23 protein-coding genes and 6 pseudogenes are annotated in these 24,558 nt (G+C 51.5%); 11 read left to right on the top strand and 18 right to left on the bottom strand.

Going from position 1 to position 24,558, the window contains the following annotated elements:
- Positions 1 to 30: 30 nt before the first annotated feature.
- Positions 31 to 156 carry a hypothetical protein gene (locus H7A79_RS04710; protein ID WP_255518783.1) on the bottom strand — a complete coding sequence of 42 codons (126 nt, stop codon included), beginning with the start codon at positions 154 to 156 and terminating at the stop codon, positions 31 to 33.
- Between the two features lie 278 nt (positions 157 to 434).
- On the opposite strand from H7A79_RS04710, the gene H7A79_RS04705 reads away from it, so the two are divergent.
- On the top strand, positions 435 to 632 hold the full coding sequence (locus H7A79_RS04705; protein ID WP_135033964.1) for a (2Fe-2S)-binding protein: 198 nt from the start codon (positions 435 to 437) through the stop codon (positions 630 to 632).
- A 74-nt stretch (positions 633 to 706) separates the two neighbouring features.
- Here the strand turns inward: H7A79_RS04705 and H7A79_RS15180 are convergent.
- Positions 707 to 967: pseudogene (locus H7A79_RS15180) on the bottom strand (hypothetical protein); the annotation flags it as partial.
- A 280-nt stretch (positions 968 to 1,247) separates the two neighbouring features.
- Here H7A79_RS15180 and H7A79_RS04700 point away from each other — a divergent pair.
- Positions 1,248 to 1,424, top strand: a pseudogene (locus H7A79_RS04700) (IS1595 family transposase); the annotation flags it as partial.
- Here H7A79_RS04700 and H7A79_RS04695 read toward each other — a convergent pair.
- Positions 1,398 to 1,976: pseudogene (locus H7A79_RS04695) on the bottom strand (IS1595 family transposase). The pseudogenes H7A79_RS04700 and H7A79_RS04695 overlap by 27 nt on opposite strands.
- Before the next feature lie 94 nt (positions 1,977 to 2,070).
- On the opposite strand from H7A79_RS04695, the pseudogene H7A79_RS04690 reads away from it, so the two are divergent.
- Positions 2,071 to 2,657 (top strand): annotated as a pseudogene (locus tag H7A79_RS04690) (IS1595 family transposase).
- A gap of 30 nt (positions 2,658 to 2,687) precedes the next feature.
- Here H7A79_RS04690 and H7A79_RS04685 read toward each other — a convergent pair.
- From H7A79_RS04685 to H7A79_RS04670, 4 genes and pseudogenes are all read right to left on the bottom strand, one after another.
- Positions 2,688 to 3,068, bottom strand: a complete 381-nt coding sequence (locus H7A79_RS04685) for a restriction endonuclease subunit S domain-containing protein (RefSeq protein WP_214646415.1) — start codon at positions 3,066 to 3,068, stop codon at positions 2,688 to 2,690.
- The gene (locus H7A79_RS04680; protein ID WP_353663631.1) at positions 3,062 to 3,409 is read right to left on the bottom strand and encodes a restriction endonuclease subunit S domain-containing protein; all 348 of its coding nucleotides are present in this window, start codon (positions 3,407 to 3,409) and stop codon (positions 3,062 to 3,064) included. Before H7A79_RS04680 ends, H7A79_RS04685 begins: the two co-directional genes overlap by 7 nt.
- Positions 3,366 to 3,625 (bottom strand): annotated as a pseudogene (locus tag H7A79_RS04675) (tRNA-dihydrouridine synthase). The gene H7A79_RS04680 and the pseudogene H7A79_RS04675 overlap by 44 nt, the downstream one beginning before the upstream one ends.
- Positions 3,585 to 3,779 (bottom strand): hypothetical protein, encoded by a 195-nt coding sequence (locus H7A79_RS04670; RefSeq protein WP_343060895.1) that lies wholly within the window; start codon positions 3,777 to 3,779, stop codon positions 3,585 to 3,587. Before H7A79_RS04670 ends, H7A79_RS04675 begins: the two are co-directional and overlap by 41 nt.
- Between H7A79_RS04670 and H7A79_RS04665 the strand changes: the two genes are divergently transcribed.
- Positions 3,729 to 3,923, top strand: coding sequence for a hypothetical protein (locus H7A79_RS04665; RefSeq protein WP_187001761.1), 195 nt, complete (start codon positions 3,729 to 3,731; stop codon positions 3,921 to 3,923). The genes H7A79_RS04670 and H7A79_RS04665 overlap by 51 nt on opposite strands.
- A 155-nt stretch (positions 3,924 to 4,078) precedes the next feature.
- Here H7A79_RS04665 and H7A79_RS04660 read toward each other — a convergent pair whose 3' ends face one another.
- From H7A79_RS04660 to H7A79_RS04650, 3 genes are all read right to left on the bottom strand, one after another.
- Complete coding sequence (locus tag H7A79_RS04660; protein WP_214646414.1) at positions 4,079 to 4,342, bottom strand: hypothetical protein; 264 nt, start codon at positions 4,340 to 4,342, stop codon at positions 4,079 to 4,081.
- A 15-nt stretch (positions 4,343 to 4,357) separates the two neighbouring features.
- On the bottom strand, positions 4,358 to 4,687 hold the full coding sequence (locus tag H7A79_RS04655) for a hypothetical protein (RefSeq protein ID WP_214646413.1): 330 nt from the start codon (positions 4,685 to 4,687) through the stop codon (positions 4,358 to 4,360).
- Positions 4,688 to 5,098: 411 nt separating this feature from the next.
- Positions 5,099 to 8,197 (bottom strand): N-6 DNA methylase, encoded by a 3,099-nt coding sequence (locus H7A79_RS04650; RefSeq protein ID WP_214646412.1) that lies wholly within the window; start codon positions 8,195 to 8,197, stop codon positions 5,099 to 5,101.
- Between the two features lie 315 nt (positions 8,198 to 8,512).
- Here H7A79_RS04650 and H7A79_RS04645 point away from each other — a divergent pair, with 315 nt between their 5' ends.
- Positions 8,513 to 8,935 carry a hypothetical protein gene (locus H7A79_RS04645; RefSeq protein WP_214646411.1) on the top strand — a complete coding sequence of 141 codons (423 nt, stop codon included), beginning with the start codon at positions 8,513 to 8,515 and terminating at the stop codon, positions 8,933 to 8,935.
- Positions 8,936 to 9,002: 67 nt separating this feature from the next.
- On the opposite strand, the gene H7A79_RS04640 is transcribed toward H7A79_RS04645, so the two are convergent.
- Together H7A79_RS04640 and H7A79_RS04635 are read right to left on the bottom strand one after the other, a co-directional pair.
- On the bottom strand, positions 9,003 to 11,297 hold the full coding sequence (locus tag H7A79_RS04640) for a Tex family protein (RefSeq protein ID WP_187001211.1): 2,295 nt from the start codon (positions 11,295 to 11,297) through the stop codon (positions 9,003 to 9,005).
- A gap of 354 nt (positions 11,298 to 11,651) precedes the next feature.
- Positions 11,652 to 12,419, bottom strand: a complete 768-nt coding sequence (locus H7A79_RS04635; protein WP_187001210.1) for an endonuclease/exonuclease/phosphatase family protein — start codon at positions 12,417 to 12,419, stop codon at positions 11,652 to 11,654.
- A gap of 311 nt (positions 12,420 to 12,730) precedes the next feature.
- Between H7A79_RS04635 and H7A79_RS04630 the strand changes: the two are divergent.
- Positions 12,731 to 13,310 (top strand): annotated as a pseudogene (locus H7A79_RS04630) (IS1595 family transposase); the annotation flags it as partial.
- Between the two features lie 22 nt (positions 13,311 to 13,332).
- Here the strand turns inward: H7A79_RS04630 and H7A79_RS04625 are convergent.
- Complete coding sequence (locus tag H7A79_RS04625) at positions 13,333 to 13,986, bottom strand: IS1595 family transposase (protein ID WP_187001209.1); 654 nt, start codon at positions 13,984 to 13,986, stop codon at positions 13,333 to 13,335.
- Between the two features lie 239 nt (positions 13,987 to 14,225).
- The gene (locus tag H7A79_RS04620) at positions 14,226 to 14,993 is read right to left on the bottom strand and encodes a TatD family hydrolase (RefSeq protein WP_187001208.1); all 768 of its coding nucleotides are present in this window, start codon (positions 14,991 to 14,993) and stop codon (positions 14,226 to 14,228) included.
- A 575-nt stretch (positions 14,994 to 15,568) separates the two neighbouring features.
- On the opposite strand from H7A79_RS04620, the gene H7A79_RS04615 reads away from it, so the two are divergent.
- Together H7A79_RS04615 and tkt are read left to right on the top strand one after the other, a co-directional pair.
- Positions 15,569 to 16,216 carry a fumarylacetoacetate hydrolase family protein gene (locus H7A79_RS04615; RefSeq protein WP_187001207.1) on the top strand — a complete coding sequence of 216 codons (648 nt, stop codon included), beginning with the start codon at positions 15,569 to 15,571 and terminating at the stop codon, positions 16,214 to 16,216.
- A gap of 222 nt (positions 16,217 to 16,438) precedes the next feature.
- The gene (gene tkt / locus H7A79_RS04610) at positions 16,439 to 18,427 is read left to right on the top strand and encodes a transketolase (protein WP_187001206.1); all 1,989 of its coding nucleotides are present in this window, start codon (positions 16,439 to 16,441) and stop codon (positions 18,425 to 18,427) included.
- Positions 18,428 to 19,291: 864 nt separating this feature from the next.
- On the opposite strand, the gene nusB is transcribed toward tkt, so the two are convergent.
- The 4 genes from nusB to H7A79_RS04590 all read right to left on the bottom strand — a co-directional run bounded on the left by nusB (position 19,292) and on the right by H7A79_RS04590 (position 21,918).
- Positions 19,292 to 19,717, bottom strand: a complete 426-nt coding sequence (gene nusB, locus H7A79_RS04605; RefSeq protein ID WP_135035298.1) for a transcription antitermination factor NusB — start codon at positions 19,715 to 19,717, stop codon at positions 19,292 to 19,294.
- A gap of 242 nt (positions 19,718 to 19,959) precedes the next feature.
- A complete protein-coding gene (ribH, locus tag H7A79_RS04600) occupies positions 19,960 to 20,436 on the bottom strand; it encodes a 6,7-dimethyl-8-ribityllumazine synthase (protein ID WP_187001205.1) in 477 nt (158 codons plus the stop codon).
- A 57-nt stretch (positions 20,437 to 20,493) separates the two neighbouring features.
- Positions 20,494 to 20,772, bottom strand: a complete 279-nt coding sequence (locus tag H7A79_RS04595; RefSeq protein WP_246408075.1) for an immunity protein Imm33 domain-containing protein — start codon at positions 20,770 to 20,772, stop codon at positions 20,494 to 20,496.
- A 276-nt stretch (positions 20,773 to 21,048) separates the two neighbouring features.
- Complete coding sequence (locus tag H7A79_RS04590; protein ID WP_187001203.1) at positions 21,049 to 21,918, bottom strand: DMT family transporter; 870 nt, start codon at positions 21,916 to 21,918, stop codon at positions 21,049 to 21,051.
- A 191-nt stretch (positions 21,919 to 22,109) separates the two neighbouring features.
- On the opposite strand from H7A79_RS04590, the gene H7A79_RS04585 reads away from it, so the two are divergent.
- From H7A79_RS04585 to H7A79_RS04575, 3 genes are all read left to right on the top strand, one after another.
- The gene (locus H7A79_RS04585; protein WP_135035310.1) at positions 22,110 to 22,883 is read left to right on the top strand and encodes an FKBP-type peptidyl-prolyl cis-trans isomerase; all 774 of its coding nucleotides are present in this window, start codon (positions 22,110 to 22,112) and stop codon (positions 22,881 to 22,883) included.
- 252 nt (positions 22,884 to 23,135) lie between these two features.
- Positions 23,136 to 23,825, top strand: coding sequence for an SIR2 family NAD-dependent protein deacylase (locus tag H7A79_RS04580; RefSeq protein ID WP_187001202.1), 690 nt, complete (start codon positions 23,136 to 23,138; stop codon positions 23,823 to 23,825).
- A gap of 12 nt (positions 23,826 to 23,837) precedes the next feature.
- On the top strand, positions 23,838 to 24,452 hold the full coding sequence (locus H7A79_RS04575) for a thermonuclease family protein (RefSeq protein WP_187001201.1): 615 nt from the start codon (positions 23,838 to 23,840) through the stop codon (positions 24,450 to 24,452).
- Positions 24,453 to 24,558: the final 106 nt, after the last annotated feature.

Genomic DNA, 24,558 nt, shown 5'->3' with positions numbered 1-24,558 from the left:
TTCCGATATCCAGGCAACTAATTGAAATAATTAATATTTATAAATCGCACCAACCGGAGAATAATCTGGCTTCGTTTCATCTGTTTCAGGTTCAAGATACACGGCAGCTTCCAGCGCATCGGCAAAATCTTGATTGCGGGTGAAAATATCGTCCACCCAAAAAGCGTTTTAGTTCTTCATGCCGTACGTAAAAGATGGCCAAATTATTTGCAGCCAATATTTACTTTGCCACATTTTTGTGGTTAAAGTGAGTTTAAATGGCGGCAAATACTAGGATGGTGTTGTTTGTAAGGGAAAGATTTATACTATTCCAGTAATTTACAATTTCTATTCTTGCAATGCGAACTGTTTTTATTTATATTTAAGTCTAATAATAAAATTACTTCTCTCGAAGCTAATTTTTATGTGAGAAGTGCAAAACAAGGAGTATTAAAATGTTTGTCTGCATTTGCAATGCCATTACCGACCGCCAAATTCAAGAAATCGTTGCCGCCGGAGCTTGTAGTTTGAACGATTTGCAGGCGCAGTTAGGTGTTGCTACTTGTTGCGGCTGTTGTAGCGATTTGGCAGCTTCTTATTTAACTGGGAGTGGTGCTCAAAGCCAAAGCATGGTTACTGCAGGCATTCATTAATGTGCAAAGCTGACTTGTTCCTATACATCCCCCTAAATTTTCATTTCAATTGAAATATTCATTAGAGGTTAGATCTAGTTTAAGAATAAAACACTTGGCGTTTCGCAGCCAAGTGTTTTTCTTTGCCGGTGGCCCTGCGCATCCGCACCCCATCCGATCCCTGCGTATCTCTCAATGGTTGGTATTGTGCGAGTCCGTTTATTTTAACCAAGAGTTTTCCCCAGCCAGCAGTTGATTCCCCTTGCTACCTTAATCTGTCTGCCCCCTTTGTTGAAATCTGTTCCTTTTGGAAAGTATCGGCGTATCAGCCCGCTTGCGCTCTCCGCCAACCCTTTTCCCAAGAGGGCGCTGGCGGCAGGGGCGAGGTTCTTGCGTCTCCGATGCTTGGGCTAACGGCAGAAGCAGAGCTGTGCTTTCAGATAATCGGTTCTGTAACAGTTTGTTGGACGGCATCCATTATTTTCAGTGCGGTTTGTTTCGCTTTTTTTTGGGTGGCTATACTAGATAAGTAGTCATGTTAAACTGTAAAAATTCAGCCATCGTTTGACTCTTAAAGCAGATCCAAACTGCCTGTTATTACTATTTTCCGTGCCGACTGTTTGGATAGTCGTGATGTTGGATATAAGCGGTTTTATCCATCAGCACATCCATCACGGCAGGTTGTTTGCAGACAAACAAAACCATATCAACGGCATCGAAAACTTCTGAAATCGGGCAAAGCGCACTCTGCGAAAATACAATGGAATCAACTGTCAACCTTTTCCGTTATTGTTGAAAGAATGCAGGAAAAGACTTCCGGTCGATTCCGTTGTATTTGCGCAGTACACGCTTGGCCTGATTCCAAAAATTCCCAATGCCGTTGATGTGGTTTTGCCTCTGGGCAAATGTCTTGCCGTGGTTAATCCTATGGTGGTGAAAACCGCCGACATCCGGGACATCATCGCTGCTTAAACTGTCGGTATACACCACACTGTCCGGCATGATTTTCTTCGTAATAACAGGCAACAAACTCTCTTTTTTGGCGTTATCCACGACCACGGTATAAACCTTGCCGCCACGTTTGAGGATGCCGAAAATCACCACTTTGCCTGCGGCTCCTGTGCCGCGTTTTCCTTTGCGCTTACCGCCGGAGCAGCTCATCTGACTACGGAACCTTCAAAAACCTGATGCCTCCAAGGCCGAATGACGGCTGATGACGAGGCGGATTTTGCGGTAAAAGAGTATGGCGGTGTTGGGCCGGATACCCAAGACATCGGCAGCCGAACGGCGGTAACTTCCGGCACAAAATATCTGAGTAGTGTCTTCTGTGCTTTTTTTGCTTAATTTACAGTTTGTTATCTTCATTTTAGCAGCATGTCATGATTGCTAATCTACGTCAGCCCCTTATTTTTAGGGGCTTACGAAGCAAAATCAGCAAAAATGATGTTAAGCTTCTGATATACCTATTAAAAACAAATACCAAAAGTTCAGTAAAATTACCGAATCAAAATTCCGTCAAATCCTGCGCCTTTTCACACTTGATTTGACCGCTTCCGATACCGCCAGACTCACCGGCATCAGTACCCAAAGTGCCAATATCTGTTTCTCAAACTGCGTTGCCGTATGGCTGCTGAATGTGAACGGCAAACTCCCTCTGCCGGTGTGGTCGAACTGGACGAATCCTACTTCGGCTCCAAACGCATCCGAGGGCGGGCGGGGGAGAGGGAGGCAAAACCATTGTTTTCGGCATCTTAAAACGGGACGACAAAGTCTATACCGAAGCGGCTATCACGGCTTGGTTGATATGGGCTGTGAAAAGCACTTCAGGGTACATCATGGTGTAGACGAGTTCGCCCGGGGTGCGCAACACATTAACGGCATCGAATTGTTTTGGGGTTATGCCAAAAACCGCTTGGTTAAATTTAACGGTGTACCGAAACAGACTTTTTATTTACATTTAAAGGAAACCTAATTTCGCTTCAATCACAGGCATGATGATCTGTATTAGTCTTGCTTAAAATACTGAGAAATCGACCCTTGGGCTAATTTTGCTTCCTAAGCCCCTTCAACAATATTCTATATCTCCATTTCTTGATTTTCAATTTCTTGCTTTACCCGCTTTTGGGCTTCTTCCAACAAATTTTCACTTTTCTTTTTCAGCATGAAACTATGCTGCGCTTTATTGCTGATATGTTTCTGCATGGATAAAGGCAGTATGGAAATCAAAACTTCTTTTATTTCAGACGGCTTCCAATGCCGGATAATCAAGCCGCCTTCATCGCGTTCTACCTGCAAACGGACTGCGGGCGAATTTAATACCAAAGCCAGACAATCGGGCAGCAGGGTTTCGCGATATTGCGGTTTGATATTCAGATACACAATTGCGCCCGAAGTAATCACATTCATATTCTGCGGCACACGGTAAGCGATGCCGACCGTGCCGTCTTTGCTTAACAATACGGTATCTTTTGGGGGCGGATAACATTATGAAAGTTTTCAGGGTTTAAAAATTTATCTGTCGGGGCAATACCAAATCCAGATAAATCCGCTACACGAACAAACGGTATGCCTTCATCACGGTAAGCTTCAGAGCCCGGTTCAACCGATTTGGACAAATCAGCCAAATCGCCCAAGCAGGCGTATTTTTGTTTGCGGATATGGGCAAGCAGGCGGTCAAACTTGGGTTGGTAATATTCCGCATCCAAACGCCCGCTGCTGGCGAAAGATTGGCTGAACAGTTGAACGGCAATATTTTCAGGCCGTCTGAACAGAAAGCGTACCCACAAAATCGAGCACAACCACATATTCGTTTTGGCGACCGATGCCGATGCGGTGTTTAACGGTTACGGGAATCTGCACCGCATCCTGCATAGCATTGAGGCAGTCGGTTACCAGCGCAGTTTCGTTCATCAAGCCAGCGCCGAAAGCGCATTTTGCACGCACAGGCTGGGGCAGCCGCAGTTAAGGTTGATTTCATTGTAGCCGTAGGCCTCGCCAGCTTTGGCCTCCTGCACCAAAGCAGCCGACTCGCTGCCGCCCTAGCTGAAGGGCTACCGGCTGTTCGCCTTCGTTGAATCTTAAAAAATGGTTTTTATCGCTGTGGATAACGGTACCGGCATGCATCACTTCGCTGTAAAGCCAAGTGTGGCGGGTGATTTGGTGAGCCATATGGCGGTAGTAGGCATCAGTCTAATCGATCATGGGCGCAACAGAAAGACGGCGGGGCGGCAGGTGGAATCATTCTTCGAAACGGAAAAGTTTCAAGCACAGTATTGTAAGGTTTTTCTGGCAATGGCGTTCGAGGCCGTTTGAAAGTCAAGTTGCCGGGTCAATTTTTGTGCAGATAAAATTCAAGCGGGAAAAACGTATTCCGCGTAGCTTCCGTTTTTATAATCGCGCGCAACAGCAGCATATCTGCCGGTAAGCTGTTATGCTCATTTGAACACACTGGATAGAATCCATCAGCACTATCTGTTCCAATTTTTCTCAACGATTTTTCCCGATTGATAATAAATTGCCACATATTCGATAAAAGTTTCAAAATCCTTATTTTGTTCCACAATGCGGTTAACCGATTGCCAATCGGTTTGTGTTTTACGCCTGGCCGGCAATAAAATTTCACTTTCGCTCGGATTGTCGATATTCAGCACAATCACGCCGATGTCGTGCAATGCCGATAAAATCCGCAATTCTGCTTCGGTGTGTTCGCCCATAACGGCAGTGGTTGCCAAATAGCCCTCATTGGCTCAGCCGGAATTGCTGACCGCCTGGAAAAAACTTTCCCGCACATTCGCGCCGTTCAATACCGGCTTCACTTCAAACGACCACAACGCCACATTCTGCCCCGAACCCGATTTCACACATTGGCGGACATCTGCATGCCACTGCCGGCCCATCGCCTGCATGGCCACAATATCGGGGTGCAGCCATTGGCTGCCTTTGGCGCCGCGGTTGTTTTTGGAACGCTTTTCATCAATCCGCAAACAATACAGTTTCAAATCGCCGGATAAAAACTGCATTAATTTGGGATACAGATCCCGCTCCGAAAAACTTGCGGCACCGTTATCCGCCGCCAAAGCAGAGCCCGCCTGATACCCATACAAACGCGGGAACGGTTTATCCTGTATCACAATATCGGGGCAGGCTTTGATGATGCTGTTTTTTTGCGAACCGATTTCCGAGGCGACTTGCCCGATAAATTTTTTTCGTCTGCAAAAGCGGCTTTTTTATTGCGGTAATCGTCAGGATATTGCGCGGCAAGCGCTTCTGCAATTTGCCGTGCGGTAAATCTTTGCGGCGCGTTTTCCTGCAAAAACCTGATGACTTTTTGTGTTTGGGATAATTTGGGCATCATTTTGTCTCATCGTTTTATTAATGGATTGAATCTGCATTTTATAACGCAACGCAATTAAATAGGTTGTCTGATTATGACATGTTTTCCTTTTTCAGACGGCCTATTTCAGGCGGATTTTCAAGCTGCCTGAAGGTTAATTTAGGTATTTCTCCAGTACCGCCTGTTTGCGGGCAGGCAGAGATTGCAGGTTTTGTTCCAGCTTGGTGATTTCGGCTTCGTAGTCGGCGATTTTAGCCAAGATCTGTTTTTGCTCAGACTCATTAGGTAGTGCTAGTTGAATATGGCTGAGGGCTTCCCAAGATGTACGCGGCAATTGTTGTCCTGATACTGTTTTTAATACTTTTTCGTTAAATGATTTGCTGCGTAAATAATGGCTTAACAAAACAGTTTGTGTTGAATTCTTGGCTTGAAGTACCAAAATATCAGTTGAACAAATTCCCTCACAATCTGAAAGCCATACCTTGTTCAAATTGGGACGCAGTTTGCCAAATAAGATTTCTCTGATGGAAAATTTATTTTTAACGCTTTTAATAAGCGAATATTCGTGTAGATATTCACCCGTCAGCTTGCCTGTGTGCGGTTCAATATTTTCCAAACCAATATAGATACCTTGTCCGGGATGTTGAGCTGGATCAATTTTTTGAGGATATATTTTTAATAAATCTTTGATTTTAAATAGTTTTACCCCCCCCGATTGAGTTTGCGCCATCACTTCCAAGTCGCTGAATATTTGGGCGATTTTGGCGCGATAGGCTTCAATGCTCATACGACTGCTTTCGTATTCCTGGTCGATTTTTTGGCATTCGGCGATGATTTGATTTTGAACATCTTCGGGTGGTTTAGGAACTTTTAGCTCGCCAATTGAACTGGATAAATTTTTAATGTTGCTACCATTGCTTAGCTGACGAACCTGATTTCTCATATCATCCAAATTTAATACATTAAATAGGTATTGAGGCAATACTTCTCCACTTGCTCGCAAAATACCCATAAATCCTCCCGCGAAGTAATTGGTATCCTCCGTAATCAAGCATAATTTGCCAATGTGCTTTTCACTACCACTTGAAAAACAGATAAAAATATCATTTTTCTTCAATCGTTTGTCGCCATCTAACTCTTTACTTTCCAATAAATAGATTTCTTTGTTAATTTCCAAGCGTCCATCTAACGTGATATTGTCGGCAGGCAAAATAATTTTGCTTGTCTTTTCCTGTAATTGCTCTGTTTTGGCATATGTTACGCCGCGATAAACATCTGCCAAATCTTTCAGTTTTACCAACGGATACTTACTCACAATCTTTACTTTCTCTGCCAAAGCCGTCTGGATAGCCTTATCAAATTTGGTGCGCGAAAAATCTAACATTTCATGGAGCGGGCGCAGGCTGGCAAATATTTTCAGGTGTTCGGGAATTTCAGGCTGCTTTTGCGTTAAGGCCGTCTGAAAATTGTGCCTGATTAAATGATTGAGCTTACCGCTGTCTGCCAAATCATTGGGGTTGAACAGCGGGGTTTGCATTTTGAAGATGCCTTGGTTGCGGTTGGGATTGTCTTCGTCTTCGTTTTCTGTTTCGCTGCTGCCGATATATCGGATACCTTCGCTGCCTTTGCGCGTGCTCCATTCATAGCCGAGAAAGGTTTTGGCGGCTTTGCTTTCGCTTGGGCTTTTGATAATCAAAACGGGCTGAGGGTTCGCTGCGGCAAGCATAAAGTAGCGCAGTTTGTCTTTTTCGATTTCAGCGGCGAAGTCAAAAGCGCGTTTTTCAAATTCGGCTTGTTTTTCATCTGTACTTTTCCTTTTGAAATCGCGTTTTTTCTGCATGGCTTTCCAGTCGCCGCTTTTTTCGTATTCGGCGCGGTAGTCGGCAAAAATGCCGTTTTCAGGCAGCTTTTTGCTTTTCAGGAAATCCAGATATTCGCTCTCATCGATGCCGCAATGATTATAATAGCGAACAAGCAAATCACTGTCTTCAAACAGTCCGTCGGCTTCGTTGTCGCCGTCAAACCAAGAGTCCACGCGGTTTTGATAATGTTCGGCCAAGCTGGGAGCATTGCCTTTGCGGCGTAAAAACAAGGTTACAGTGTTTGTAGGTGTTTTGCCGAATGTACTAGAACCGAATTCGGCAATGGCGACAATATCAAACCGCTGCAATAAGATTTCACGGGCTTTGATGTAGATTTTGTCATTGCTGAGCACCGAAGACGGCAGAATAATCGCCGCCACTCCGCCTTGCTGCAAAAGCTGGGCAGCGCGTTCGATAAAAAAGGTTTCAATGGCATTGAATTTATCGGTTTCTTTCACATTCCGATATAGCGCGAAGGCTTCGCGCTCTTCTTCTGATAGCGTGTCTAAAAAACCTTTGACGCTGTAAGGCGGATTGGCTACAAGTACGGAAAATGCGCCGTTTTGAATATCGTTGTGTGCGGTTAAGCCATCGCCGTACACAATATTAATGCCGTCCTGCCCGTACATAAACGCAGATACTTTGGCAACTTTGGATAAGCGGTATTCTTTTTCTATGCCGTAGGCGGCAGCGTAATACGGTGCGGGGTCGGCGTTTTTATATTGATTTATGATGGGTCGGATTTGTGTGGCATATTCGTTTAAAAAATGGCCTGACCCACAGGCGTAATCAATCATTTTCGGCACGCTTTCGCCGTTTTTAATCAGATTTTCCAAAGGTAAAGACGACACGAGAAAACGTACAATCGGCATGGGCGTGAAAAACTGTCCTTCGCTTTGTTTTACGCCTTGATCAAGAAAGCCTTCGAATAAGTCGCCTAAAAACTGGTTTTGCCCGCTGCCGTCGGTTTTAAGTTTGATGTCCTGCAGCATCTGCACGACTTCTTTTAGAATTGCGCCGTTTTTGAAAAACAGCGGGCGGTTGTGTACATCGAGAAAGGCAAAGTCGTTGTTGGTGTAATATTTGATTTCTTTGAATTTTTCTAAAATGGTGCGCTTGGTTTCGTCTTTTTTGTTTTTGAATAGGGCAAAAGCGTCTTCGATTTCATTGTTGGTAACGTGGGTGATTTCTTCGCCCAAAAATTCATCCATGCCTTTTTTATATAACTCTTGCAGACGGTCTTGCAGGTCAAAATAGTTGTCTTGTGCCGCGCCTTTCCAATAGACTTTTAAATTATTCGGGTTTTCGCTTTCGTCTTTGATTTTTGCCAAAAAGATATTGACCAGCTTGTCGAAAGCGTTTTCGCGCCCCGATACGTTGTGCTGGCGCATAATGGTGGCGAAGCGGTGGTATTTTTTCTGGATGGCAAGACTGTCCACTTCTTTTAAATCGGCGGTGGCAAACGGACGTGTGCCGATGCGGAACGGAGCGGATTCGAACAGATTGTTTTCGGTGGAGTCGAGCTGGTAGGTCTGCTGCCATACTTGAAAAAAATCGGCTTTGCTGCCGCTTTCTTCGCGCACGCTTTTGTAACTTTTCAACCTATTGTCGCTTTCCAGATATTTTTCGTTGTCTTTCATGGAAACAAGACGGTAGCTCTGTTCTACTCCGCCGTTTGCCCAATCGGCGGCGTACAGGCATAGGTATTGCGCTTTGCGGTAACTGTTGAAGTAGTTGAAAAGCTGACCGCCGTCTTTCTGCATACGTTTCCATGCCTTGTCAAATTCGCTGTCTTTGGCATCGGTAGTTTTACACTCAATAAGCAGATATTCTTCCCCATCGTTGTTTTTAATCAAAATGTCGCAGTAAAAACTTGTATCCTCTCGTCCGCCGACTGTTTTGGGCTCAAGAGTAATGTGTTCGGGCTTATAGCCTGTTTGCAAAAGATTATGCACGCACTCGAATACGACAAAGTTTTCGTTGTGGCTGAAATTTTTGCTGGTCTCGCGCTCGGCGGTAATGCCTGCGGGATAAATAAGTTTTTGATTGGCAAAATCGGCTTTGAGTTCATGGCCGTTTATGATTTTGGAAAACATCTTTCCGTGTTGCTGAAAGTCCAGCAGTTTTAATAAATCTGTAAGATTCTCTCGTGTAATCATGATGCTTGAATCTCAAATTAGGGTTTCGACAAATGGATTACCGTTTCAACTTCGCAAACGCCTCGGCCATGGCCGAATTGGTGGGGGCTTTTTCCTGACGCTGGGGTTTGCCTTTTGTGTTGCCGGTGCGTTGCGGTTTGTTTTCAGACGGCCCGGCGTTTTTTGCCGTGCCGCTGCCTGGTTCGTCATTTAAGCGCATGGTTAAGGCGATGCGTTTGCGCTGGGCATCGATTTCCAGCACTTTCACCTTCACCACATCGCCGGCTTTGACAATTTCGCGCGGGTCTTGCACGAATTTATCGGCCAGCGCGGAGATGTGTACCAGGCCGTCTTGGTGTACACCGATGTCGATAAACGCGCCGAAGTTGGCAACGTTGGAAACCACGCCTTCCAATATCATTCCGGGTTTTAAATCGCTGATTTCGTTGATGCCTTCGGCAAATGCGGCCGTCTGAAACTTGCCGCGCGGATCGCGGCCGGGTTTTTCGAGTTCGGCGAGAATGTCTATAATGGTGGGCAGGCCGAATTGTTCGGTGGTATAGGCGGCGGGTTTGATTTGTTTGATTTTTTCGCGGTTGCCGATGAGGCCGGCGGCGCTGATGTTGAGGTCGGCGAGCATTTTGGCAACCACGGGGTAGGCTTCGGGGTGGACGGCGCTGGCATCAAGCGCTTCTTTGCCGCCGTTGATGCGCAGAAAGCCGGCGGCCTGCTCGAAGGTTTTTTCGCCGAGGCGCGGCACGTTCAGAAGCGCTTTGCGGCTTGCAAACGCGCCGTTTTCATCGCGGTAGGCAACGATGTTTTGCGCCAGCGTTTGGTTGAGGCCGGAGATGCGGGCGAGCAGCGGCGCGGAGGCGGTGTTTACGTCCACGCCGACTGCGTTTACGCAGTCTTCCACCACGGCATCGAGCGATTTGGCAAGCTGCGCTTGATTGACATCGTGCTGGTATTGGCCGACTCCGATGGATTTGGGGTCGATTTTCACCAATTCGGCCAGCGGGTCTTGCAGGCGGCGGGCGATGGATACCGCGCCGCGCAGAGAAACGTCCAAATCGGGAAACTCGCGTGCCGCCAGTTCTGAAGCGGAATAAACAGACGCGCCGGCTTCGGAAACGATGATTTTGTGCAGCCCCGCTTCGGGCAGCGCGCGCACGAGTTCGGCGGCGATTTTGTCGGTTTCGCGGCTTGCGGTGCCGTTGCCGATGGCAATCAGTTTCACGCCGTGCTGTTTGATCAGGCGGGCGAGCGCGGCCAGCATGTTGTTCTCTTGGTGGAGATAAACGATGGCGGTGTCCAGCAGTTTGCCGGTGTCGCCCACCACCGCGCATTTCACGCCGTTGCGGTAGCCGGGGTCTAGGCCGAGCGTGGGCAGGCGGCCGGCGGGCGCGGCCAGCAGCAGGTCTTTGAGGTTGCGGGCAAACACGGTGATGGCATCGGTATCGGCATTGTCTTTCAGACGGCCTAAGGCTTCGATTTCGAGCAAAAGAAAGATTTTCGCCCGCCAGGCAAGGCGCACGGTGTCGCGCAGCCATTTGTCGGCGGGGTGGTTGCGGTCTTCGATATTGAAGTGTTTGCAGATGATTTTTTCGTAGCCGCTGGGTTCGGTTATCGAGGTGTCGTCGGGGCGGTATTTCAGGGACGCTTGCAGAATGCCTTCGTTGCGGCCGCGCAAAACTGCCAGCGCGCGGTGGCCGGGCATGGTGCGCACGGCTTCGCGGTGGTCGAAATAGTCGGCGAATTTTTGGCCTTCCTGTTCTTTTCCTTCCACCACCTGCGCGTGAATCTCGGCCTCGCGCCACAGTTTTTCGCGCAGCGTGCCGATGAGCCCGGCATCTTCGGCGAATTGTTCCATCAAAATGGCGCGCGCGCCCTCCAGTGCGGCTTTGCTGTCGGAAATCTGCCCACTGAGATAGGCTTGCGCGGCGGTTTCGGGGTCTTGATCTGGGTTTGCCAACAGCGAATCGGCCAGCGGTTGCAGGCCGTTTTCGCGGGCAATCTGCGCTTTGGTGCGGCGTTTGGGCTTGTAGGGCAGGTATAAATCTTCAAGCGCGGTTTTGTTGTCGGCCGCTTCGATTTGCGCTTTGAGGCCGTCTGAAAGTTTGCCTTGCTCCGCTATGCTTTTTAATACGGTTTGTTTGCGTTCCTCAAGCTCGCGCAGGTAGGTGAGACGTTCTTGCAGCGTGCGAAGCCGGGTATCGTCCAGCCCGCCGGTGGCTTCTTTGCGGTAGCGGGCGATAAAGGGCACGGTGGCGCCTTCGTCTAAAAGGGCAACGGCGGCGGTAATTTGGGCGGCGGTGGCGGAGAGTTCGGCGGCGAGGGTTTGGGTGATGTTCATGGTTGTTTTCGGGAAAGGTAAAAAAGGGGAAAGGATAGCGGTTTTAATGATGGTTGGCAAAGATGCAGGCAACCCGCCCGCTTCAAAATCATGGCCGCGCCGGCCTGTTTCGCTGTGTCTGTTTTGCTATGGCAAACCCACTTGATTTCTGTTACGGCGTTGCTGCATCTCCGCCTGAGAGAATCGTTTTGCAAAACCCAGGCGGCAACAGAATCGGGGGCCATATTGTCTGCGACTTGCTGCTTTTTACCGCAAATTAAGCGGATTCACCATGCTTGGAGCAGTTTCGGTGAACCGGACAAACAATAAAGGCCGTCTGAAAGGTTTCTGACGGCCGGTCTGGATGCGGATACGTTACGGCTGTTTGATGCGGGGCAGCACTTTCACACTCAGGGGCAGATGGTCGGAGAGCCGCTGCCACTGTCTGCTGCGGTGGATTTTTGCGCCGACCACTTCGAGATTGCGGGTATAGATGCGGTCGAGGCTTAAAACGGGCAGGCATGAGGGAAAGGTTTTGGGGCGTTTGCCGTTTTCATCTACAAACACCTCCTGCAAATTCAGTGCATTGCCAAGCAAAATGGTGGATTTGTAACGCCAATCGTTGAAGTCGCCGGCGATAATCAGCGGGCTTTGGGGATCGACTTGGCGGGTGATGTAATCAAAAATCGCCCGATATTGCTTTAAGCGGTCAGGCTCGCGCAGGTTGAGGTGGGCACACAGGCACACCAGCGGTACATTCCAGTTTTCCGGCCAGATTTCGCAATGCAACACACCGCGCTGCTCGAGTTTATTGACGCTGATATTGAGATTGTGGCGGGTGTTGATGGGCATATGGCTGAGAATGGCGTTGCCGTGGTGGCGTTCGGGGAAGGCAGCGGTTTTGCCGTAGCTGCTGTGAAACGAAAGGTGCTCGCTGATAATGTCGTAATGCGGCAGGTGGGGAAAATCGGGCAGTTTGGCACAGCGCCCCCGGTGTTCGCCCTGTACTTCCTGCAAAAACAGAATATCGGAATGGAGGCTTTGCAGAGCCTCGGCCATGCTGCCGACCTGAACTTTGCGGTTGAGCGCCGACATGCCTTTGTGCATATTGTAGGAAGTGACGGTAACGGGAGTGGGGGGCATAATGTGTGTTCCGTTGTTGTTGTTTTGCCTGATAATTGAATTATATCGTAAAATGCAAAATAGACCAGTAACGTTCCGCTGCGGTTTATTAACAGGGCAGTTCGTCAGGCTACTCAAGCGAAACGGAAACAGTTTATCTCTCACTCCATTGATCTCTCTTCAGAAAAATAGTAGAAAATAGTAGATTAGAAAAATAAGTAGCACCATTAATTCCATAACAATAGATAATGCTAAATCTAAATGTGTTCATATCTAAATTAAATATGTGGCTTACGAAGCAAAATCAGCAAAAATGATGTTAAGCTTCTGATATACCTATTAAAAACAAATACCAAAAGTTCAGTAAAATTACCGAATCAAAATTCCGTCAAATCCTGCGCCTTTTCACACTTGATTTGACCGCTTCCGATACCGCCAGACTCACCGGCATCAGTACCCAAAGTGCCAATATCTGTTTCTCAAACTGCGTTGCCGTATGGCTGCTGAATGTGAACGGCAAACTCCCTCTGCCGGTGTGGTCGAACTGGACGAATCCTACTTCGGCTCCAAACGCATCCGAGGGCGGGCGGGGGAGAGGGAGGCAAAACCATTGTTTTCGGCATCTTAAAACGGGACGACAAAGTCTATACCGAAATCGTGCCGGATACTTCGAAAGCTACACTGCAACAGGTTATTCGAGGGCGGGTTGCTATTGAAATTGTCATCAATACTGACGGCTGGCGCGGCTATCACGGCTTGGTCGATATGGGCTGTGAAAAGCACTTCAGGGTACATCATGGTGCAGACGAGTTCGCCCGGGGTGCGCAACACATTAACGGCATCGAATTGTTTTGGGGTTATGCCAAAAACCGCTTGGTTAAATTTAACGGTGTACCGAAACAGACTTTTTATTAGGGGCTGAAGTAGCTTAGCCCTAAATACCACACCAATCCCGCAAGATTTTCAACTGCTCACTTGGTGTGCCAAAGTTAAAACGAAACCCGCATTCTTTCAAGAATAGGGGAAAAGACTTCCGGTCGATTCCGTTGTATTTGCGTAGCACACGCTTGGCCTGATTCCAAAAATTCCCAATGCCGTTGATGTGGTTTTGTCTCTGGGCAAATGTCTTGCCGTGGTTAATCCTATGGTGGTGAAAACCGCCGACATCCAGGACATCATCGCTGCTTAAACTGTCGGTATACACCACACTGTCCGGCATGATTTTCTTCGCAATAACAGGCAACAAACTCTCTTTTTTGGCGTTATCCACGACCACGGTATAAACCTTGCCGCCATGTTTGAGGATACCGAAAACCACCACTTTGCCTGCGGCTCCTGTGCCGCGTTTTCCTTTGCGCTTACCGCCGGAGCAGCGCTCATCTGACTCTACGGAACCTTCAAAAACCTGATCGGCCTCCAAGGCCGAATGACGGCTGATGACGAGGCGGATTTTGCGGTAAAAGAGTATGGCGGTGTTGGGCCGGATACCCAATACATCGGCAGCCGAACGGCGGTAACTTCCGGCACAAAATATCTGAGTAGTGTCTTCTGTGCTTTTTTTGCTTAATTTACAGTTTGTTATCTTCATTTTAGCAGCCTATCATGACTGCTAATCTACGTTAGCCCCAATTTTTTATCTACATTGTTGTTAAACTTTTGTGTTCAAAGGGATTGCATTTCTTCTACGGAAATTCCACTTACCGTTGGAATTTTTGGGCAATATAATAGCGGGGAAGTTTGGAGGGTGATATTAGGTGCGGTTTTTTGCTGCAGAAAGCTGCACTTTGAATTCGAATTCAAGAGCCCAAACACTAGGCAAGGACATGCTTACAGCCTGTTAATATCGGCCAGTAGGGCATTCACATTCCTCTCGGTTTGTGCGGCCAGGTCTTCGGGTTTGATACCCCGCAGTTGTGCGGCGGCTGCAGCGATTTTCTGCACGTTGGCCGGTGTATTAACGGCGTTTTTCAGCATAAACGGGCTGTCTGTTTCCAATACAATATTTTCTGCCGGCAATTCGGCGGCCGCACGGCGGGCTTTGCGCGCGGCAGGGTTGAGCAGCAGTGAACCGATGCCGATTTTGAACCCGTAATCCATAAATGCCCGTGCCTCTTCCAAACTGCCGGAAAAGGCATGAACAATGCCGCCTTGCGTGAAACGGCAGTTTTTCACCGACTGCATGATTGCAGCCGCTGCTTTCAGATTGTGAATAATCACCGGGCGGTGCAGCCGTTGTGCCAACACAAGCTGATGCTCGAACACCACAATCTGCCGTTGCCGCTGCGCCTGCGTTTGCGCCCTGCCGTAATCCAAACCGATTTCCCCTACCAATGCTTTCGGGTGTTTGAGCAATTGCTGCTCCAGTTCTGCAAAATCACGCTCTATGGCCGCGCCGGCAAACCACGGGTGAATGCCCAGCGCGATATGCACTGACGGTAAGGCCGATAACGCCGCCACATCGGCAAAATCGCTGCGCTGCGTGGCCGGCACGATAAAACGGCAAACGCCTGCCGCGCGGGCAGCGGCGAAAACCTGCGGCAGGCTGCCGAGCAGGGCAGGGTCGGCAAGGTGGCAGTGGGTGTCGGTCAGCTTCATGGCAAATATCTTTTCAATAGTGGGGCAATCATATCAGGCCGTTTGAACGCTGCAAAATCTTTCAGACGGCCTCTATAGCGCGCCCTATGTAAAGGGGTATGTCAAGGGGCATGTCTTAGAAACGTAAAGCCGATTTAACTCAGTTGCCGAGTGAAGGGCTTAATAACCTGCACCGCATTCTATACCGCCAACCCCGACAATTTCTTCATTTTCGGTATGGCATAAGGCAGCATGTTGCAGACAGTGCAAAACGATATGGACGGATTCTGTTGCTGCTTTATCGGTTTATAAGGCTGTTTTTGAGCCGGAGCCGGGCAAGGCCGTAATGGAAATAAGGGGGCATGATTGCGCCTGCAGGTAAACGGGGCGGTGGCTCAGGCAAGGTAAAAGCCGGATAAGGGTTCGGGGTTGCGTTTTCTGCTTTATGGCGGGCGCATCACCGGGCCGTCTGAAAAGAATCCGAAGAAGCGGCTTTGCTTGGTTGACGGAGTTTCGTTATACGCCGGCCCAGGTGCAGCAAACCGTGCGGCGGCCTATAATCGTATTTGGCCGTCCGAACAAAAAAAGGAAACGTTATGACGCAGATTTATTTGGAAGACCGAGCTGTGCGTGTGAACAATATCTATTGCATCGGCCGCAATTATGCAGCTCATATTGCCGAACTGAAAAATGAGGCACCAACCGAGCCGGTGGTGTTTATGAAGCCGAACAACAGCATTCTGCGCAGCGGCGGCACCATCGGGCTGCCGGCATACAGCACTTCTGTGCATTATGAATGCGAGTTGGTTTTGCTGGTCGGAAAAGATTCAGACGGCCTTGAAAGTGATATTGAAAATATTGTGGCAGGCTACGGTGTCGGCCTGGATTTAACCGCCCGCGACATCCAAAGCCGTCTGAAAGAAAAAGGGCTGCCGTGGACAAAGGCCAAAGGCTTCCGCGGCGCCGCGTGTGTGTCGGATTTTACGGCAGCAGGCAGTCTGGCCGACCCGCAAGACTGCACCTTCACCTTAACCATAAACGGCGGGCTGCGCCAGCAGGGGCAGACCGCATTGATGGTTTACCCGATTGCGGCGGTTTTGCAGGAGTTGGCTACCACTTACGGCCTTAAAGCGGGTGATTTGGTGTTCACCGGCACCCCCGCCGGGGTGGGCGAACTGCATTCCGGCGACCGGGCGGTGTTGGATTTGGGCGGAATCGTGCAGGCTGAATTCAGCGTGGCTTAAGCAGCGTGGGGATAAATAGGCCGCCGCACAGCAAATCCGCACATTCCGACACACGGCAATACAGCCGGCACAACCGGTTGTGTTATTGCTTTCAGCGGCCTGCAAAACGGTTTTCTTGAGTGTGGGTACGGCGGCATAAGCAGGTTTTCCAATCTTGAAAGCCCCCGCGAATCAGGCGATAATCGGAAACGTTTCTACACCCCTATCAGAGAAGGTATCCAAATGGCTTCACAACTGGCAAACGCCATCCGTTTCTTATCTGCCGATGCAGTACAGAGAGCCAATTCCGGCCACCCCGGCGCGCCGATGGGCATGGCCGAAATGGCCGAAGTGTTGTGGACGAAATTTTTAAACCACAATCCCGCCAACCCTAAATTTTACAACCGCGACCGTTTTGTTTTATCCAACGGCCACGCCTCGATGCTGCTCTACAGCCTGCTGCACCTCACGGGCTACCAGGTTTCGATCGATGATTTGAAAAACTTCCGCCAACTGCACAGCAACACCCCCGGCCACCCCGAATACGGCTACACCGAAGGCGTGGAAACCACCACCGGCCCGCTGGGTCAGGGCATTGCCAACGCCGTGGGCATGGCGCTGGCCGAAAAAATTCTGGCGGCCGAGTTCAACCGTGAAGGCTTGGATATTGTCGACCACCACACTTATGTGTTTGCGGGCGACGGCTGCCTGATGGAGGGCGTGTCACACGAGGCCTGCTCGCTGGCCGGTACGCTGGGGCTGGGCAAATTGATTGTTTTATATGACGATAATAATATTTCCATAGACGGAAAAGTGGACGGCTGGTTTACCGAAAACATTGCGCAACGTTTCGAAAGTTACGGCTGGCACGTGGTGCCGGATGTGAACGGCCACGATACCGCCGCCCTCGAAGCCGCCATCGCGCAGGCCAAAGCCGAAACCGGCAAACCCTCCATCATCTGCTGCAAAACCCTTATCGGCAAAGGCGCGGCCACCAAAGAGGGCAGCCACAAAACCCACGGCGCACCGTTGGGAGCAGAAGAAATCGAGGCCACCCGCCGCCATTTGGGCTGGCATTACGGCGCGTTTGAAATCCCGCAGGAAGTGTATGAAGGCTGGAGTGCCAAAGAAAAAGGTGCGGCGCTGGAAAACGGTTGGAACGCGCTGTTTGCCGAATATCAGGCCGCGTTTCCCGAAAAAGCCGCCGAATTTGTGCGCCGCATGAACCGCGAACTGCCCGCCGGCTTCGATGCTTATGTTCAGACGGCTTTGAAAGAAGTGTGCGACAAAGCCGAGAAAATCGCCACCCGCAAAGCCAGCCAAAACAGCATTGAAATTCTGGCCGAAGTGTTGCCCGAACTGGTGGGAGGCTCGGCGGACCTCACTCCGTCCAACCTCACAGACTGGCCGGGCAGCGTATCGGTTACGCGCGAAAACGGCGGCAACTATATCCACTACGGTGTGCGCGAATTCGGCATGGCCGCCATCATCAACGGCATGGTGCTGCACGGCGGCGTAAAACCTTTCGGCGCTACTTTTCTGATGTTCAGCGAATACGCCCGCAACGCTCTGCGCATGGCTGCGCTGATGAAAATCAACCCCGTGTTTGTGTTTACCCACGATTCCATCGGCTTGGGCGAAGACGGCCCCACCCACCAGCCGGTAGAGCAAACCGCCACCCTGCGCCTGATTCCCAATATGGACGTATGGCGCCCCTGCGACACTGCCGAAAGCCTGGTGGCGTGGGTTGAGGCCGTTAAAGCAGCAGAGCGCCCCAGCAGCCTGATTTTCAGCCGTCAAAACCTGCCGTTTATCCCGCGCAGCCCGGTGCAGTTGGATAACATCAAGCGCGGCGGCTACGTGGTCAGCGAAGCCGAAGGGGGCGCGGCGCGGGCAGTGGTTATCGCAACAGGCTCCGAAGTGGGGCTGGCCTTAGAGGCGCAAACCCTGCTGGCCGGGCAGGGCGTGTTGGTGAATGTGGTGTCCATGCCCTCGACCAATGTGTTTGAGCGTCAAGACGAAGCCTACCGCAGCAGCGTGTTGCCGTTGGGGCTGCCGCGCATCGCCGTGGAAGCGGGCGCAACCGGCGGCTGGTACCGGTATGTGGGCTTGGACGGCGCGGTGGTCGGCCTTGACCGTTTCGGCGAATCCGCTCCCGCCGAGCAGTTGTTCCAACAATTCGGCTTCACCGCAGAGAACGTGGCAGATACCGTGAAAGCGGTTTTACAATAAACCGTTTGCCCAAACCTTCAGGCCGTCTGAAAGTTTTCAGACGGCCTGAAATGTAGAAAATCCCGGTGTTTACACTTTTAGTTTTAACCCGGACACCGGTTTGGAAACGTGGCCGGAAATGCCGTAAGGAGCGGAGCTCCGCGCAGTTGTGCGCATACCGAAATTACGGATCCATCGTTTTCGGCAAAAGCAAAAGCTGTTGGGTGCAGCAAGTGTAAACAACCCGAGCCCGCCCAACCTTGAGGCCGTCTGAAAGTTTTCAGACGGCCTCAAATATAGAAAGTTTTGGTGTTGTTACACTTTCCGTTTGCCCGAACAGGGTTTGGGTATGGCCAAGCGTTGTTAAGAATGCTGTAAGACGCGGTAACGCCGCACAGTTTTTGTATACCCGAAATGGTGCAGCCATCGTTTTCAGCCAAAACAAAAACTGTTTGGTGAAGAAAATGCAGAGAATCCGGTTTTTTCCAATATCGAGGCCGTCTGAAAACTTTTCAGACGGCCTCAAGTGTGTTTCGGGGTCGGTGTTCCGTCCATGCCCGGGCAAGCCCGAGTATGGCGGATTAAGGCCGCAGGCCGCAGGCAGTACAATCAGTATGGTAAGGCACAGCAACGCTGTAGCGGAAGTTTGGTTAATCCGCCATATGCAGGCCGGTATGGTTTGGCCTATCGTTGCCGTGCTCGAGTGCAAAGGGAACGATTTGCGGATCGCCCGCCCAAGCGGCAACCGGGTCGGCTCTGTAGTGTCGGTATGGTTTGGCTTGCCGGCAGCGAGGATTCGCTGTGTTGTGTTTGCGGTTTGTTTTGCTGCAAATGCAGCCGCTTAAATAACGGCAATGTTGCAGCATGCCTGCTGCCGGGTCTTGTTCAGCCGCGTTTGGGATCGTTCGGACGCAGCCGGGCGGCGAGTTTGTCGAGTATGCCGTTCACAAACTTATGACCGTCTGTGCCGCCGAAGGTTTTGGTTACTTCGATGGCTTCGTTGATAATCACAGGATAGGGCGTTTCGGGCATGGCGGCAAGCTCGTGGCAGGCCATCAGCAATACGGCGCGCTCGATGGGGCTGAGATCGTTTTCATCACGGTCGAGCAGGGGGCGGATTTGCTGCATATATTCTTGCCGGTTGGCGTGGGTGCCGAAAAAGAGGGCGGTAAACAATTCGCTGTCGGCTTTTTTGAAGCCGCTGCTTTCGTTGATGTTTTGGGCGGTTTCGGAGGCAGAGGTGTGGTTGAGTGCCGATTGGTAAAGTGCCTGTACGGTAAATTCACGGGCGCGGCGGCGGGGTGTTTTCATGGTGTTTCCTCGGTTGTGCGGCAGAGTTTCAGACGGCCTGAGCCGGCTTGGTGAAGCGGCTTGGTTTCTGCTGTTGCGTTGTTGTGCTTCGGTTCAAAAAACGGTTTTAGTTTTACGGCCGCTGAAACGGCAATGGAGCCGGTTCAGCGGCGGCTGCACGGTCTGCGGGCTTGCCCAATGCGATAAATATGTGTGTCAACCGCTATATTAAAAAATGTGCCGTTCGGGCCGTCTGAACCCTGTCAGACTTCATCTTCAAACTGATCTTGCAGCAGCAGGTTGGTGAGATTGGCGCATTCTACGGCTACCACGGCTGCATCGGCGGCTTTCTCTTCGATGCGCGCCCGCGCCTGCGCATCGTTTTCGGTGGTGAGAATGGCATTGGCGATGGGGATGTTGTAGTCCAACCCCACGCGGGTAATGCCGGCACCGGATTCGTTGGCCACCAGCTCGAAATGGTAGGTTTCGCCTCGGATAACGGCACCGATGGCAATCAGGGCATCATATTGCCGGGATGCGGCCATGTTTTGCAGCACCAGCGGCACTTCGAGCGCGCCGGGAACGGTGGCAACGGTGATGTCGTCAGTGTGAACGCCGAGCTGGATGAGTTTGCCGGTGCACACTTTGAGCATGGCGCTGCCGATTTCGTTGCTGAAACGTGCCTGTACGATGCCGATGCGCAGGTTGGTGCCGTTGTGGTCGGGTTGGATGGTGTTCATAGGTTTTCCGTAGTTTAAGTGGTGAAACGGTAAAAAATGGATTGGGCCGTTTGAAAATCAATCTTGCGGCCGCCAATCGGCGGCGGGGTGGAATTTGCCGTTTCGGCCGGTTTTCCATGCTGTGCCGGCGGGTTGGGCGGGCCGTTCGGCAACGGCAGGGCGGCTGCGGGTGCTGCTGCTTATGCCGCACACGGTGAAATTTGCAGAATCAGCGGTCAATTCATCGGTTTCATCACCGCTGAAAAAACGCCGGTCGCTGTCTTGCTCGAACACCGGCTCTTTGCGGTACGTCAATCCAACGGGTGCACCGCCTTTGCCCACGGTTTTGAAAGCCATGCAGCGGCCGGGCGCGGCGGAAAAGGTGGCAGCAAACAGGCTCATGGCGGAAACGGCGCGGTAAAGATTGCAGATGCGGCTATTTTACACGATACACCGCCCTTACGCATGGCGGTTTCTCTGCTGCGAACTTAGGGTCTGTTGACATGACGCAACGGCGGTATTTTTGGTCAAAATCGCGCGTCTGCGGCGTTAAAAATGCTCGCAAGGTGTCCAACCTTGCTGCGCTTTTTGCCTTGCATATGCGGTTTTTACCTCAAAAAGCCGCTGCGTTGGTCAATTGTCAACAGACCCTAGGTAAACCGCCGCCAGCGTTAAGGCCGCGCCGCCCCATTGCAGGCCGTTGATGGGCTTGTCGAGCCAGAAATAGTCGATAAGCAGCGCTGCTGCGGGCTCGCTCAGCAGCAACAGGCCGGTCAGCGACAACGGGAGCAGCCCAACCGCATAGGCAACCAGCCCCCAGGCGAAGCACTGCATCACTGCGCCGTAAATCACAATCAGGCCGATATCGCGCGGGGTAGCGGGGTAGAGGTTGCCGGCATCGAGCAGCAGCATAGGCAGCACCAGCGCGGCCATGCCGCCGAGGCTGACCAGCATCATCATCGGAAACAGCGGCGTGGCTTCGGCCTGATGGGTTTTGCGCACCATTACCATCGACAACGCCAGCATCGAGCCCGACACAATCCCGCTTACCAATCCCCAGCCTGCGCTTTGATTGCGGCCGAATTCGGGGCCGGCAATCAGTGCCACGCCCGCCACCGCCATTATCAGGCTGAGCAATTGCATTTTGCCCAAACGTTCGCCGAAAAAGAAAAAACCGATGGCCGTAAGAAAAAAGATTTGCAGGCTGTTGAGCAGAGTGGAAATGCCGGGACCGACCGCATAAATGCTTTCGTGCCACAAAGCCAGGTCGAAGCCGAGAAACGCGCCCGAAAGCAGGGCGTAACGCAACGCCTGCCGGCTTTTCGGCAGTTTCTGCCCGAAAAAACGCAACAACGCCCAAAAAATCACCGCCGCCACCGCCAAACGCCAAAAGGCAACGGCATACGCGCCCACCGGCACGATTTTCACAATCAGGCTGCCGAGGCCGAAAATCACGCAGCCCGCAACCAGCATGGGTGCCGCACGGCGGTTGGATTCGCGCATGGTTTGAATGCCTGCATCAAGAAAAGCCTTGAATTTTATAGCAGGCCGTCTGAAAAGAGAAGAAAACGGCCTGCGTTTTTTAACACAAAGCCGTTTGAAACCAGTGGTTTTTTCAGACGGCCTTCATTCCAATCTACCCAAACTCCGCTATAATTCACGCTCCCGTTAATATGTTACTCAGGACGAACATAATGAACAAAACCTTGAAAACCGCCGTATTGGCCGCAACCGCCGCACTGGCACTGGCCGCCTGCAAACAGGAAGGCAACGCTGCTGCCGCATCCGGCGAAAAACCCGCCTCTGCCGCCGCCGCAGACGGTTTCGGCAGCCCCGTGCAGCGCGCCAGCTATGCTTTGGGTATGGACATCGGCACCACCCTGAAACGCATGAAAGACCAGGGCACCGAAGTGGATTTGAAAGTGCTTAACGAAGCCGTGCAAACCTTGCTCGAAGGCAAAGAGCCCAAGCTGAACGACCAGCAGGCACAGGAAGTGCTGATGGCGTTTATGGCCGAGCAGCAGCAGAAAGCGCATGCCAAAGTGGTGGAAGATGCCAAAGCCAATCTTGAAAAGGGGCAGGCATTTCTGAAAGAAAACGGCGCCAAAGAAGGCGTGAAAACCACCGCCTCCGGTCTGCAATACCAAGTGAAAACCGAGGGCACGGGCGCGCAGCCCAAAGCTGCTGATGTGGTAACGGTCGAATACGAAGGCCGCTTGATTGACGGCACGGTGTTCGACAGCAGCAAACAACACGGCGGCACCGCCACTTTCCCGCTCAACCAAGTGATTAAAGGCTGGACGGAAGGCATACAGTTAATGAAAGAAGGCGGCGAATACACCCTGTTTATCCCCGCCGCACTGGCCTACGGTGAAAATGCCGTGAGCGACAAAATCGGCCCGAATGCCACTTTGGTGTTTGATGTGAAGCTGTTGAAAGTAGAAAAAGCGAAAGCGCAAGGCAAATAAACCGGGCAGCGGGGCAGGCCGTCTGAAAAGATTTTTTCAGACGGCCTGCTGTTTTGGCAGCAAGAGCAGCGCCGGCGCGCGTTTTGCCGCTGCCCCGCGCAGGGTGAAACCGCTGCTCCGTTTCGGCGGTGTTTCCGCCCGGAGAGAACGGTTTTCTCAGCCGCCCAACGGATATAATCTGCATTGTCTGCACTTGCTGCGTGGTAACGAAAATGTGCCAATCCGCTATGGCTATTTATTAAGGAGGGAACGATGAAAAAATGCGTGGTGCTGACCGGCGCGGGCATCAGCGCCGACAGCGGCTTGAACACGTTTCGCGATGAAGGCGGCTTGTGGGCGGGGTACAAAATAACCGATGTGTGCACGCCCGAGGCTTTTTCGCGCAACCCGCAGTTGGTGTACGATTTCTACAATATGCGCCGCAGGCAGGCCAACGAAGCGCAGCCGAACGCTGCCCATCAGGCACTGGTGCGGCTGGAGGCGCATTACCGCGTGCAGATTATCACCCAAAATGTCGACAACCTGCACGAGCGCGCAGGCAGCCGCCATGTGCTTCACCTGCACGGCGAGCTGGACAAAGCGCGCAGTTGTGCCGATGAGCGTGAAATTTTAGCTTGGACGGGTGATTTGGACGGCAGACACACCGACAGCAAAGGCCGCCCGCTCAGGCCGCATATCGTGTGGTTCGGCGAGGAAGTGCCGCTGTTCGGGCAGGCCGTGGCAGAAATGCGCGATGCCGACATTGTGATGGTGGTGGGCACTTCCCTTCAGGTTTACCCCGCCGCTTCGCTGCTGCACTTCGCCCCGCCGCAGGCCGAGTGTTTTTTGGTTGATCCCAAGCCGCAGCAGGCGGGCAGGGCGGTGGAAATAATTGCGCAAAAAGCCAAAGACGGCGTGCCTGCGCTGGTTGAAGAACTCATCCGCCGCGCTGCTTGTGATTAACGGTAAAAACTCATGAAAAACATTATCTTAACAATATTTTTGGCGTTGTTGCCGCCGGGTGCGGCCGCGCAGGCAGATGTTTGGGTGCCGCTGCCGGATCAGGGCGAAAAAGCGCAAGACAGCCGGGTTTGGCCGCAGGCGCGTACCGTCAGGCAATACACGGGGCGCGTAACCGCCGTTGCCGATGGCGATACGCTGCGCGTTACCGACAATAACGGTGCCAAACATAAAATCCGCCTGGCCTATATCGATGCGCCCGAATTGCAGCAGGCGCACGGGCAGGCGGCGCGGCAGGCATTGAGTGCCGCAGTTTTGGCAAAAACCGTTGATGTGGAAGTGTTTGAAACCGACCGCTACCAGCGCGAAGTGGCTAAGGTGGGCATAAACGGCAGAGATGTGAACCTGAGCCAAATCCAACAGGGTCATGCGTGGCATTATGTATCGATTGCCAAGCGCCGGCAGAACAAAACCGATTATGCCGCTTATGCCTATGCCGAAGCAGGAGCGCGGCAGCAGGCAGCAGGGCTGTGGCGCGGCAAAAACGCCCAAGCACCGTGGCATTTCCGCCGGCAGGCGCGCGAAAAGCAAAATCCGAACGCGGGCGGTGCGCAACAGGGCTGGTGGTAGTGCCGCGAAACGGTTTTCAGACGGCCTGGTTTGACCGTTGGCAAAGCCTGCCTCGGGCAAGGCCGTTGTCCAATCGGTTCGGCCGTCTGAAACACGCCGCATGAGG

The sequence above is a fragment of the Neisseria musculi genome, from assembly GCF_014297595.2.
In the GTDB taxonomy this organism is placed as follows: Bacteria; Pseudomonadota; Gammaproteobacteria; order Burkholderiales; family Neisseriaceae; genus Neisseria; species Neisseria musculi.
This window is presented reverse-complemented; position numbering and strand designations above follow the sequence as displayed.